This window comes from Paraburkholderia tagetis (assembly GCF_022213065.1).
GTDB lineage: Bacteria > Pseudomonadota > Gammaproteobacteria > Burkholderiales > Burkholderiaceae > Paraburkholderia > Paraburkholderia tagetis.
The window spans coordinates 118,537-129,175 of sequence record NZ_JAKLJA010000023.1; the positions used below are offsets into that span (position 1 = coordinate 118,537).

Annotated in this window: 17 protein-coding genes and 1 other annotated feature; of the genes, 10 read left to right on the top strand and 7 right to left on the bottom strand. The window is 57.9% G+C overall.

What is annotated here, in order from left to right:
- The first annotated feature begins 46 nt into the window (after positions 1-46).
- Complete coding sequence (locus tag L5014_RS23840) at positions 47-916, top strand: slipin family protein (RefSeq protein ID WP_238466248.1); 870 nt, start codon at positions 47-49, stop codon at positions 914-916.
- Positions 917-978: 62 nt separating this feature from the next.
- Here the strand turns inward: L5014_RS23840 and L5014_RS23845 are convergent, their stop codons facing one another.
- The 4 genes from L5014_RS23845 to L5014_RS23860 form a co-directional block, all read right to left on the bottom strand.
- Positions 979-1,683, bottom strand: coding sequence for an IS6 family transposase (locus L5014_RS23845; protein WP_238466250.1), 705 nt, complete (start codon positions 1,681-1,683; stop codon positions 979-981).
- A gap of 209 nt (positions 1,684-1,892) precedes the next feature.
- Positions 1,893-2,105 carry a 30S ribosomal protein S21 gene (rpsU, locus tag L5014_RS23850; protein WP_238466279.1) on the bottom strand — a complete coding sequence of 71 codons (213 nt, stop codon included), beginning with the start codon at positions 2,103-2,105 and terminating at the stop codon, positions 1,893-1,895.
- 341 nt (positions 2,106-2,446) lie between these two features.
- Positions 2,447-2,671, bottom strand: a complete 225-nt coding sequence (locus L5014_RS23855; protein WP_238466280.1) for a hypothetical protein — start codon at positions 2,669-2,671, stop codon at positions 2,447-2,449.
- Positions 2,672-2,942: 271 nt separating this feature from the next.
- A complete protein-coding gene (locus tag L5014_RS23860; RefSeq protein WP_238466251.1) occupies positions 2,943-3,146 on the bottom strand; it encodes a cold-shock protein in 204 nt (67 codons plus the stop codon).
- A gap of 599 nt (positions 3,147-3,745) precedes the next feature.
- Here L5014_RS23860 and L5014_RS23865 point away from each other — a divergent pair.
- Complete coding sequence (locus tag L5014_RS23865) at positions 3,746-4,108, top strand: hypothetical protein (protein ID WP_238466252.1); 363 nt, start codon at positions 3,746-3,748, stop codon at positions 4,106-4,108.
- 396 nt (positions 4,109-4,504) lie between these two features.
- Here the strand turns inward: L5014_RS23865 and L5014_RS23870 are convergent, their stop codons facing one another.
- The 3 genes from L5014_RS23870 to L5014_RS23880 all read right to left on the bottom strand — a co-directional run bounded on the left by L5014_RS23870 (position 4,505) and on the right by L5014_RS23880 (position 5,584).
- On the bottom strand, positions 4,505-4,975 hold the full coding sequence (locus L5014_RS23870; protein ID WP_238466253.1) for a hypothetical protein: 471 nt from the start codon (positions 4,973-4,975) through the stop codon (positions 4,505-4,507).
- A gap of 81 nt (positions 4,976-5,056) precedes the next feature.
- Positions 5,057-5,308 carry a hypothetical protein gene (locus L5014_RS23875; protein WP_238466254.1) on the bottom strand — a complete coding sequence of 84 codons (252 nt, stop codon included), beginning with the start codon at positions 5,306-5,308 and terminating at the stop codon, positions 5,057-5,059.
- Between the two features lie 33 nt (positions 5,309-5,341).
- Positions 5,342-5,584, bottom strand: coding sequence for a hypothetical protein (locus L5014_RS23880; RefSeq protein WP_238466256.1), 243 nt, complete (start codon positions 5,582-5,584; stop codon positions 5,342-5,344).
- Positions 5,585-6,462: 878 nt separating this feature from the next.
- Here L5014_RS23880 and infA point away from each other — a divergent pair.
- The 8 genes from infA to L5014_RS23920 all read left to right on the top strand — a co-directional run bounded on the left by infA (position 6,463) and on the right by L5014_RS23920 (position 10,508).
- The gene (gene infA / locus L5014_RS23885; protein ID WP_238466257.1) at positions 6,463-6,729 is read left to right on the top strand and encodes a translation initiation factor IF-1; all 267 of its coding nucleotides are present in this window, start codon (positions 6,463-6,465) and stop codon (positions 6,727-6,729) included.
- 312 nt (positions 6,730-7,041) lie between these two features.
- Positions 7,042-7,332 (top strand): hypothetical protein, encoded by a 291-nt coding sequence (locus tag L5014_RS23890; RefSeq protein ID WP_238466259.1) that lies wholly within the window; start codon positions 7,042-7,044, stop codon positions 7,330-7,332.
- 71 nt (positions 7,333-7,403) lie between these two features.
- Positions 7,404-7,652, top strand: coding sequence for a hypothetical protein (locus tag L5014_RS23895; RefSeq protein ID WP_238466261.1), 249 nt, complete (start codon positions 7,404-7,406; stop codon positions 7,650-7,652).
- A gap of 57 nt (positions 7,653-7,709) precedes the next feature.
- The gene (locus tag L5014_RS23900; RefSeq protein ID WP_238466263.1) at positions 7,710-7,925 is read left to right on the top strand and encodes a hypothetical protein; all 216 of its coding nucleotides are present in this window, start codon (positions 7,710-7,712) and stop codon (positions 7,923-7,925) included.
- 177 nt (positions 7,926-8,102) lie between these two features.
- Positions 8,103-8,372, top strand: a complete 270-nt coding sequence (locus tag L5014_RS23905; protein ID WP_238466265.1) for a hypothetical protein — start codon at positions 8,103-8,105, stop codon at positions 8,370-8,372.
- Positions 8,373-8,404: 32 nt separating this feature from the next.
- Complete coding sequence (locus L5014_RS23910; RefSeq protein ID WP_238466266.1) at positions 8,405-8,644, top strand: hypothetical protein; 240 nt, start codon at positions 8,405-8,407, stop codon at positions 8,642-8,644.
- A gap of 437 nt (positions 8,645-9,081) precedes the next feature.
- Complete coding sequence (locus L5014_RS23915; RefSeq protein ID WP_238466267.1) at positions 9,082-9,261, top strand: hypothetical protein; 180 nt, start codon at positions 9,082-9,084, stop codon at positions 9,259-9,261.
- A 12-nt stretch (positions 9,262-9,273) separates the two neighbouring features.
- Positions 9,274-10,508 (top strand): IS3 family transposase gene (locus L5014_RS23920; protein ID WP_238466269.1). Its coding sequence is split into 2 segments (ribosomal slippage): positions 9,274-9,577 and positions 9,577-10,508, totalling 1,236 coding nucleotides; the frame shifts between segments, so codons are not numbered across the junction.
- Positions 9,564-9,680, top strand: a sequence feature (AL1L pseudoknot). It overlaps the preceding gene by 117 nt.
- Positions 10,509-10,639: the final 131 nt, after the last annotated feature.

Genomic DNA, 10,639 nt, shown 5'->3' on the forward strand with positions numbered 1-10,639 from the left:
GAATTGTCCGAAATGACATTGCGCAGTTCCAGGAGGCATTACCATCATGAATCCGATCACACTACTTCTGTCCACCGTCTTCCTGCTCGCTGCGATTGCCTCTGGCGCGTTCGTCAACCTGTATATCGGTATCGGGCTCTTCGTCATTGCTGTCCTGATCGCAATGTCAGTCAGGGTTGCCAACGTATGGGAGAAGTTCGTCATCCTGCGTATCGGGAAACTGCAGAGCGTGAAAGGAGCGGGATTCTTCATGATCATCCCTGTTCTGGACAACATCGTTGCAGTCATTGACGAACGCATTCAGACGACAGCTTTCAACGCCGAACAGGCTCTGACCAAGGATACGGTGCCGGTCAATGTCGATGCGATCATTTTCTGGCACGTCTGCGACGCCAAAAAGGCTGCACTGGCGATTACCGACTATCGCCAGGCAATCGATCGCGTCGCTCAGACAACGCTGCGGGAGCTGATCGGTGCCTCGATGCTGGCTACGCTACTCTCCGATCGAACAGCAGCGGATACCCATCTGAGAGATGAGATCGGGGTCAAGACAGCCCAATGGGGCATCGCGGTCGGGTCGGTCGAAATTCGCGACGTAGCGATCCCGGTTGCGTTGCAGGACGCGATGTCTCGTCAGGCACAGGCCGAACGAGAAAAGCAGGCGCGCGTCATTCTGGGGTCCGCAGAGGCCGCGATTGCCTCGAACTTTGTCGAAGCCGCGAGAGTGTACGAATCACAGCCCGGCGCACTGCAGCTTCGGGCGATGAATATTATCTACGAGACGACGAAGGAACGCGGGGCGACCATTCTCATGCCGACTTCGATGGTCGACAGTCTGAATCCCGCGCTGGCGGTCGCGATTGCCGGACATGATCTTGGCGGGGCGCCTGTGATGCCGCTGAAGACTGCGGCGTAGCCGGAGAGGTTCTGTTGCAGTAAGGCTCGCAGAGTAAACTTGATCGATATGAGAAGGACTGCTTATGTTGCAAGTTCGTAGAATTGATCAGCGGTGGACGGATGGGTTCCGCGAGCACATTTCATCTGTCCTTTGGCGATCATGTGCATAATCTCGATGCCGGCCAGAAGGATCCGGGCACAGCGAAAAGTTTTGAATCCCAGCATGGGCCTCATTCGTCGCTTGATCGCGCGATGGTCCTGCTCCACAAGATTGTTGAGGTATTTGGACTGGCGGATCTTGATGATAGGCGCCTCACGATCGGCATTGATGGCTTCGAGTGCGGCGAGATTGGCGCCGCTTTTGTCGATGGTCACCGTCTCGGGCGCGTCATGCTGGGCGATCGATTTCTCAAAGTAACGCCGGGCAGCGGTCTTGTCTTGATGGGCGCGTAGCAGAAAGTCAATGGTGTTGCCGTCCTTGTCGACGGCCCGGTAAAGATGCCGCCATTCGCCCTTGACGCGAATGTACGTCTCGTCCATTCGCCAACTCCTTCCGACTGGCCGCTTGCGGCGGCGGAACGCCTTCTCCAGCACCGGCAACAGCTTGAGCGCCCAGCGATGCACGGTCGAATGATCAACGCAAATGCCACGCTCAACCACCATCTCTTCAATGTGACGCAGGCTTAGCGGATAGGCCACGTACAGGCGTACGCACACCAGGATCACATCGAGCGGGTAATGCAGGCGCTTGAGCACTTGGGCCACCGCCGGATTCAACGTCGTCATCAAGCTTTCAGCTGTTCATGTTGTTCCGCACATCATAGCGGATCGCCTTATTGCGACAGGACCTAAGCGGTTTGGGCAGTACGACTTTCCGTGAGGTGATGGCTGGCCCGGGTCATAGTCTCATAACCCGTTCCCCGTGCGGAGGTTACACGAGATCCCCAGCCAGGCACTGGACGGCCGCTTCAGCATGGCGGCACGGCAGTTCCCGGTCAGTACCGCCTTTTCGGCGGCAACGACCGTTTGATCTGCTTGCGCAGGCGTGCCACTGCTGCAGCCTTTTTGCGTTTGCGTTCTGCGGTAGGTTTTTCATAGGCAGTCCGGGCACGAAGCTCCGGAATCAAGCTGGTGCGCTCGATCGCGCGACGGAAACGGCGTAATGCAACTTCCACAGGCTCGTCGGGTTTCAGAATTACAGTAGTCAATTTTTTCCCCTGGTTGAGATCCGGCAGCAAATGGCGAATGGTGATGTGGATGTGCACGCAGCCTCTTGGCACAGGTGGTGTATCACACCATCAACGATGGCGAAATACGGGTCTCGACACGCGTACGCGGTAGTAGAACGCATGAAATTGCGGGGTAGCCCTTGCGTCCCGACAGTCCTGGACACTGCCCTGTGCGGGCGGCGAATCGGGTACGCGAGGCGATTGGTCAGACGTGGCAACTCGTGACACCGGTCCGATGCGAGCCGGGGCGTGCAGTCCAGCGAACACGGTTATCGCTGGCCTCACTGGACTATTGGCTGTTTCGAACTGTGGCGTCGTATTCACCCGCGTGTGTCGACCCAGTGGTGTGCCCACTGGATCGAATGCTGCAACGCCTGCTCTTCACTCCTGAAGTAGTCGAGCGAATAGAACCAGTAGCGGCCTTCGGCTCGTGCGCTATCAATGCGTTCGAGCAGCAGGTTGGATGAAAAGCTGCCATCGGGCAAACGATGCGCCGAGGATTGGACGGCATAGCCGTTGTATTGTTGAATTTGCTGGTTTTGCATTTTAATTTTAATGATATTTGAGTGCGCCCGCGCCGTGCGAAAAATGCACGGGCGTGCCGATGCCAGGCCATTCGAGCGGTGTTCCAAAGCAGTCGAAAAGCGAAAAATGGCGTTGAAGCCGGAGTGTAGAATGAGGTGCAACGAGGCGCGTGGCAAGTTGATCAATGAAACAATGCCAGTCAGGAGCGATCGCGCCAATTTAGGGAGACAACGCTCCGCGAGGGTGTCGCTGCAACCCAGCATCCGTCGCAGGAAACCGGGCCTTTCAACCTTACATCGGCTTGATGTTAGCCGCTTGCAGCCCCTTCGGGCCTTGCTTCGTTTCGAAGCTCACCTTCCGATTTTCAGCCAGCGTCTTGAAGCCTTCGCCCCTGATTTCGGAGAAATGAGCGAACAGGTCGTCGCCACCCTGGTCCGGGGTGATGAAACCAAAGCCTTTGCTGTCGTTGAACCACTTAACGGTGCCGGTATCCATGAAGAATCCTCGAAGAAAAATACGAAAATTTGCTCTATTAAAGAGTATGTGAAGCTTCAAGGAGGGAGAGGACAACGAATACCGCCGAGGAGCGAGCAATTGATGAACAGCAGTCGAACTTCTTGAACTTCGAGCACACGGTACCCGTCGGGTGAACCAGCGTCAATACTTACCTTGTAACTGTTTGACCGGCTGCCCGTTCAGCAGACGAAGCGATGCGGCCCTGCCTGGCTGCACCCGCTTGCCTGGCGTGGCACACAGGTTAGGTCCTGTGCAGCAGGGCGGCACCGCATCTGCCGCGATGGGATCGAACAGACGGCGCTGCGGCAGGCCGCACGACGGATGCGCAATCAGCCCGCGCCTGGACAACATGTCCTGCGTTCTTTCCGGTTCTCCCATCCCTGTGATCGTCGCTGTCGAATGATCGCAATCGCCTGAATGATTCAACGGTCGTATCGAGGTGCCGAATCGAACCCGGTCCAGGAATGCATGGCCTGTGAACTGCTCGCCGGGCGTCGCTCGTTCGATCTCCCGAATTCTTCCGCGTTTCAGGCCAATACGGAATAGACTGGTACTTTCACCGCGACGCCTGAGGTCATATGTACCCGCTTCTTGAGTTCCTCGCAACGCTGCCGCAATTTCATGCTGCCCGACCCGCCCGTGAGGTATTGCATATAGGAACAGGCTGTGTATTTTCCATGGCGAACGGTGTTGGGCCACAGTTGCCGTCCGAAACAACACTGAAGGCTCGCTGGCCGGGACAACTGGAGAGCGAATGTCACGAAATTGACGGCCTCGACGCCGTGAATTTCTACATGCGCGAGGCCAGGACACTTGGCGCTGAACCGGCGTCGATAAATCGGGCCATCGCCACCCTTGATCACGCAATGGGAGGCGAGACGGCGTTCTCTGCGCCGGTGCGGTCAGCGGAGGCATACATCGGTGGTCCACGCGACAAATAGGCTGACCAGGTGCGAACTTCATCGTGCGCTGGCAATACTTTCCGTAACGCAGGGGTTACAGCTGCCGTCCGTTTGAGGACTTCCCCGGGGTATTCGACTGTCCGCGTGGAACAGCGACAGCTGCCTTTCGCAGGGCCGATCAAGGTTCGCTCGCCTCGGGTCGTCGTCATTCATTCCAGGCGATACGGTCATCGTGTCGCCACTGCCTCCGGCCGCGCCGGCGCTGCGTGAACGCACGGCGCGTCCGGTGTTGAGAAACATGACGATGACGCACACGGCCGGGACTCACCATGCGCATCGGCGCGGCCGTACAAGGGATAGGTACGTCACGATATAAAATTGCAGTACTGAATATTATGGATATCCGGTGGAGAATGCTTGTGCCCCGCGTCGTCATCAGTGAAGTCCCGGCGGCTCGCGATGAGATGCATGAAGCCTCAACCATGCCACCATCGACGATTTCTCCGATTGAATGCCCTCGCAAATGAACCTCGTTTCGAAGAAGCCGCCAGCTTCTGCTGTAGCGATTATTTTTGAATAGAGTTCGATTTCCTGGGAGAGACATTTGCGGACGTGAGCGAGTTCACGAGATAGATCTTTCGTACCGGAATGCTCAGGACTGAAAAGTTCCACAGGGTCACTTCGTTCGGGTAGCTGCATGAGGGTATTTTCCTCTATCCGTGCAACGCACCCGGCCAGCATGTCTTGATGTTCAAGTGTCCGGGACAGGAAATTTTCAACCGTGGCAGAGCATGGGCCACGACCGGGATGGCGTTCGAGGAGCACCATGAGCAATCGCGCTGAACCTTGTCCACATATATGCGCGTCGCGCAGCAGGCGAAGCAGCTCCTCCCGGTGGGTAGTCACGAAGAATCTCCCCTGTAACAGCATCGTCAAGCCGCAATAGCCGGACGTCCAGCGCCACGCGGCGACTGCGCCAACGCAATATCAGCGTTCAGAGCCGGTGGCGAGCGGTCCAAGGAGCACATCGATGGATGCCTGCCCTGCAACTTCAGCGATCAGGTATGCCCATCGGCGTGTGTAGGGGCCGTTACGGAGACGAATTCTGCCTCCACGTTCTCCCATAACACGAAGATTATCGCCGCCCTTGATCTGGAACGTTACGTCGTACAGATCTTCAGCGGAATGGCTGAGTTCGACATGGATCTCGAACCCCCGATATTCGATCATCCGATACACGCGTCGCTCCATCCGGTTGATAGTGCGGTTACTTTAGCCATGACGGGAATCAACGCGTCCCCGGGCGCCGTCGCCAGGATCTCCGGCTCGATAGAGGACCGCGCCGATCTGGAGGAGACGGTTCCAGTCGTTCGTGTTCATCGTGCTGTGCTCACGGGCGAGGTATTCGGTTAGCCAGTTCAGGGAATCAACTGCGCTTGCCTGGTCGACGCCTTTCTGTGCAATCTCCTGGAACATTTCGAGAATCGCCTCCACGTTGATGTAGGGTTTGTTCATCGCAATCTCCTCATGGGTTCGGGGGCAATGTGCCGCCCGATCCGTCATCGAACCGCACCGCATTTTGTCAATGTGCCGAACGGAGTCCCGCGCAGTTGAAGGCCCGAAAGCGCTGTCGAACTCGCACAAGGTTGACTGCCGGGATGACCGGCCTTTCCTGAACGTGCCTCGCTTCGGACAGCTCAAGTGCTGGCGACATGTGCCAGCGTACTCGCGTCCAGGATGCTCAGGATGGCAAGGAAGTGCGCTGTCCCGATCCGGCAGATAAAACGGCACTACAGCCGCACAGCGTCTCGGGAACCAGCCTCAAAAAAAACCGAAGGAGGGCGGGAGAAGAGGGTGCCGGAGCATACGGTCGATGACGAACCGCTATCAAACAGCAACGCAACCCAAGCTACGCTTTACCGGTCTGGCCGTCAAGCCGCTTCGGCCGCGCTGAATCACTGGCAGGACAAGCGTGCATCACGTTACCGTCTCCGGCCGACATGAAATTCGTCCGGCTGCGGACCATGGCGATGGCCAATGAGGTGAAACGCGTGCATAATAGCGCCCAGGCATCCTGAGGCAGATGCTTCCTGCGTCCGCGCTGAGATCCTGCCGCATGAGCCTGTCTTCCGGCTCCATTCCATTGTCGCGTTCAGCGTGACTACATGATGCGTCATCCCCCTTGGCAGGGAGTGGCGCTGCTCCCTCCGGACGGCACGGGCCGTTCTCTTGATAGCGTCTGTATTCTGCTCGCGTGCAGCGAGTACGCCTTGCACAGCCGCGTTTGTCCCGATCATTGCTGTCGAAATCCATTGGCAAGCGCAGCCGCATGCCCACGCGTCCTTTGTGTTAACGTCGTACTGGCTTCGCTCCTCTTTACTCAGGAGAATTGATTGGCAAAAGAAGACCTTCTCGAACTCGATGGCATTGTTGGCGAAGTTTTGCCCGACAGCCGCTACCGTGTCACGCTGGACAACGGGGTGATCGTGGGTGCGTACGCTTCTGGCCGTATACGCAAGAATCACATTCGCATCCTTGCCGGTGATCGGGTCACGCTTGAGCTCTCAGTCTACGATCTCACCAAAGGACGCATCAATTTTCGGCACAAGGACGAACGAAGCGGCAGCCAGGCGCGCCGCAGCGCTTTCCGCGGGCGCTGAACCGGAGCAACGCAAGAGGGCATCCCTCCGCAGTCCGAAGGCGTGACTGCCTGCGCTCGACAGACTCCATGGGCCCAGCGGTGCAGTGCAAGTCTGAAACTTTCGCTGTACAAACGGCTGGAGTGGCGTAGCATGGAAATATCAGTCGACCTGCGACCGATCCCAGCCTCCTCCTCCAGTGTTCCTCAGGGATCGAGCCGCTTCCCTCCATCGCAGACCACGAAACGCCATCGGCCGCTGTCCAGATATCGGAGCGGTCGTGCGTGTCCCTATGCGCTATTGCCGCAACACGTGCGGCCAGAAGGTGACTCCATGACTGTCGCTGCCCGTCTCTACCGGGGACTTGAAATTTGCCCACTGGTTTATCCGCACCGACCGACCGCGTCTGGATCTGGTCACAACTACGACGAAGGGTTTGACGCTGCCGTACGAATCCTGGAGCCGCAGGAGCCCGATGGCACGCAACGGGGCCGGGTGTTTGGCGTTGTAGCCCGCAACCCCTTCAGTAGTGCAGGCGATGCACGCCGTGCATCGATAGAATATGCAGAGCGTCTCATCGATACCTGCTCGCCGGTCACGACGGTTCTCGATTTGGAATCCTGAACGCTTTTCTCTTCACTTATCCGTTGTTCCGCGCTGGAACAACGGCTTTCGGGTATCGCCGGAGGTTCGGTATGAACAGGAACGACCTGCTCAGGCGCATTCAGGTCTGCGGCCGCGACATTATTGATGAGTTTCTTCCATCGGATGCGAACGACGATCTGGATACCCTGATTGGCGACCGTCGCCACGAGGTAGACGCGCAAGCGTACCGGATGTTCGTCTCGGTACGTGCGCTGTTATGCGAGAGCGGTATGCCGAGTTGCGAATCGGACTGCGAGGCGGGACAGATCATGGCCCTTCTGAACGGTCGCCCAGCCTGACGGTGACGGCGTATTTTGCGGCACCGGATGCCGCACCCTGATTGACAAGGTGGCAACATGCGTTTCAATTCGACCCGATTCCGGATCGATCCGACACCACGCCGGGCGGACGGGGAATATATGGCGCACGCGCGCATCAGCACCAGCCGTGCGGATGGCAGCGAGTACGACGTTCATCTCAGTGGTGACCTGGCCGGATTCGACGCGCGAGAGGATGCCATTGCCTATGCGAAAAACTGGGCACAGCAATGGCTGGACACGCGGTTCGGATAGACATGCCAGGGCACCGTGTCTGGATCGACGGTCATATCTACCTTGCATCGCACACGACATCATATCCATCGGACCAACCGGTCTTTTCCTGCATCAGACGCGAGCGCGCGCACAGCCTGATTGCGGAACAATGTCCGCCCTCACGTGACGGACCTCACGGAGTTTGATGGGAAGCCTATGGAAACGCGGCTCGATACGTTCAACGGTTGGCAAATGAAGGCAACCGTAGCAAGCAGACTTACCCCGGCGGGGGAAGCTGCGTACTTCGTCGTAGAACCACCCACATACAAAGAATCTTCGACAGGCGTGCCGGAAATTCCAGCGAACACCCAATGTATCGAGGGGACGTTCGATGACCTCGACGATGCGTTCCGCGCTGCTTTCGATGTCTGTAGACGTGCGATCGAGCAGGCGGAACGTTCGCGGAACGTGCAGAAGTTTAATTAACTGCATTCCTGCGCCATTCTCGCGGGGCCACCATGCATCGAGTTTTCTCGCATCGCAATTTTGAAATTCATGTGAAGCTGACGGAGGCCTCCAGTGGCCTGTACGACGCCACTTTCCGGATAACCGGCGGCGACAATGCCGGCGTGGTCGATGAACTGGGTGCCGAGACAAGGCTTCGCAATGGGCCTTTCACTCCTGAAAGAGCCTTGCAGATCGCAGAGGAAGTTGGTCAAGTGACCATTGATGCCGTTATCGGAGAAGACGCGTCGTAACCATCCCGATCGGGCCGAAAACGACGAACACCCGAGCCTGGCAGAACGCAGAAGTAACGGAACGATGTTTCGTCCTGTTGATATTGCCGCGAAGATAGCGAACGGCGCGAAACACGATATTCTTCGAAAGATCCGGACGCTGTTTATGCAACCCCCGGTGCGGCTGGCAGGGCCCTCGTAATGGCGCGTATGACCGTTTGCCCGGGCTGATCTGTCCGGCAGGCGCCTGCACGGGACCACGCCGTATCTGTTGAATGTTCCGCCGCACAATGCAATCTGGTATCGTTCAGGATTCCCAATCTGCGCGTACCGGATTCCGCCGGAGGTACTCTGCCTCGATCGGTCGTGCGTCCTTCCACGATTCCGCTCACACCCGACTGATCAAATACTGATCTCGTGTCTGCGACGATCGTCGGCCAACCTGTCGAGGAGAATGTATGGCAAATTCCGTTCGCGGCGACTCAGTATCCTGCATGATCGCGGTTACGTCAAAGCGCGGCCGCCGCGCGTCAAAGGACAAGCCCCGGGTCATCGAAACACCGCAGGACATCGAGTCGACAGGACGGCAGGAGGAGGAACTGAACCGCCCCGGGATTTCCGGAGGCTCCACTTCTTGAGAAAATGGAGCTATGGAAAACACCAAGAAGAAGTCCCCAAGGTACTCGCCGGAAGTTCGTGAGCGGGCTGTGCGAATGGTACTGGAACATCAGGGCGACCACGAATCGCAATGGAAAGTGATCGCCTCGATCGCAGCGAAGCTGGGCTGCTCGGGCGAGACGCTGCGTAGCTGGGTGCGCAAGGAAGAGCGGGATCGGGGTTTGCGTCCGGGCACGAGCACGCAGGAGCAGGATCGGATCAAGGAACTGGAGCGGGAAGTGCGTGAGCTTCGGCAGGTCAATGAAATCCTGCGCAAGGCGTCAGCGTATTTCGCACAGGCGGAGCTCGACCGCCGACCGAAGTGATGATCACGTTCATCGATGATCATCGGCACGTCTACGGGGTCGAGCCGATCTGCAGGGTGCTGCCGATCGCACCGTCGACGTACTACAAGCACGTGGGCCGCCGCGCCGATCCTGGCCTGGCGCCGCCGCGGGCCCGGCGCGACAGGATGCTCAAGGATGAGATCCGGCGCGTATGGGAAGAAAACTTCCAGGTCTATGGTGTGGACAAGGTCTGGACGCAATTGAAGCGGGAAGGCATTGTTGTGGCGCGCTGCACGGTCGAGCGGCTGATGAAGCAGATGGGCCTGCGCGGTGTGGTGCGGGGCAAGACGGTACGCACGACAGTGAGCGATGGTTCGCCGTGCCCGAAGGATCTCGTGAAGCGGCAATTCACGGCTGAACGGCCCAATGCGCTGTGGGTGTCAGATTTTACCTATGTATCGAGCTGGCAGGGCTTCGTCTATGTCGCGTTCATCATCGACGTGTTCGCCCGACGCATTGTCGGCTGGCGTGTGTCGAGTTCGGCGCGCACGGACTTCGTTCTGGACGCACTGGAGCAGGCCCTGTACGAACGACAACCGGTGCAGCAGGACGGGCTGATCCATCACAGCGACCGCGGCGTGCAATACGTATCAATCCGCTATACGGATCGGCTGGTCGAGGCTGGCATCGAGCCGTCAGTGGGCAGCGTGGGCGACTCCTACGATAACGCATTGGCTGAAACGATCAACGGCTTGTACAAGGCAGAGGTGATCCATCGCCTCGGACCGTGGCGCAATCCGCAGGTCGTTGAAATGGCGACGCTCGAATGGGTTGACTGGTTCAACAATCGTCGGCTCTTCGGCCCCATCGGCAACATTCCACCTGCCGAGGCAGAAGCGGCTTATTATTCAAAACTCGCTGGGTCCGCCATCGCGGCGTGACTCAAGCAAAACAGCCTTCTATGGGGCGTTGAAAGTCAACCATTCCAAGACAAAAATTATGCTATCCGAATTAACCTCTCTCTCCTTGCCGTTGTCTGTGGCCCGCCTGCGGGGTCGCTTACTACGACCAA

What these genes read in the sequence shown, in the direction of transcription:
- L5014_RS23880 (WP_238466256.1), bottom strand. Translation starts at nt 5,584, where the DNA reads ATGAACAAACCCTACATCAACGTGGAGGCGATTCTCGAAATGTTCCAG.
- L5014_RS23890 (WP_238466259.1), top strand. Translation starts at nt 7,042, where the DNA reads ATGACTGTCGCTGCCCGTCTCTACCGGGGACTTGAAATTTGCCCACTG.
- L5014_RS23895 (WP_238466261.1), top strand. Translation starts at nt 7,404, where the DNA reads ATGAACAGGAACGACCTGCTCAGGCGCATTCAGGTCTGCGGCCGCGAC.
- L5014_RS23905 (WP_238466265.1), top strand. Translation starts at nt 8,103, where the DNA reads ATGGAAACGCGGCTCGATACGTTCAACGGTTGGCAAATGAAGGCAACC.
- L5014_RS23855 (WP_238466280.1), bottom strand. Translation starts at nt 2,671, where the DNA reads ATGCAAAACCAGCAAATTCAACAATACAACGGCTATGCCGTCCAATCC.
- L5014_RS23915 (WP_238466267.1), top strand. Translation starts at nt 9,082, where the DNA reads ATGGCAAATTCCGTTCGCGGCGACTCAGTATCCTGCATGATCGCGGTT.
- L5014_RS23840 (WP_238466248.1), top strand. Translation starts at nt 47, where the DNA reads ATGAATCCGATCACACTACTTCTGTCCACCGTCTTCCTGCTCGCTGCG.
- L5014_RS23900 (WP_238466263.1), top strand. Translation starts at nt 7,710, where the DNA reads ATGCGTTTCAATTCGACCCGATTCCGGATCGATCCGACACCACGCCGG.
- L5014_RS23910 (WP_238466266.1), top strand. Translation starts at nt 8,405, where the DNA reads ATGCATCGAGTTTTCTCGCATCGCAATTTTGAAATTCATGTGAAGCTG.
- L5014_RS23845 (WP_238466250.1), bottom strand. Translation starts at nt 1,683, where the DNA reads ATGACGACGTTGAATCCGGCGGTGGCCCAAGTGCTCAAGCGCCTGCAT.
- L5014_RS23865 (WP_238466252.1), top strand. Translation starts at nt 3,746, where the DNA reads ATGTACCCGCTTCTTGAGTTCCTCGCAACGCTGCCGCAATTTCATGCT.
- L5014_RS23860 (WP_238466251.1), bottom strand. Translation starts at nt 3,146, where the DNA reads ATGGATACCGGCACCGTTAAGTGGTTCAACGACAGCAAAGGCTTTGGT.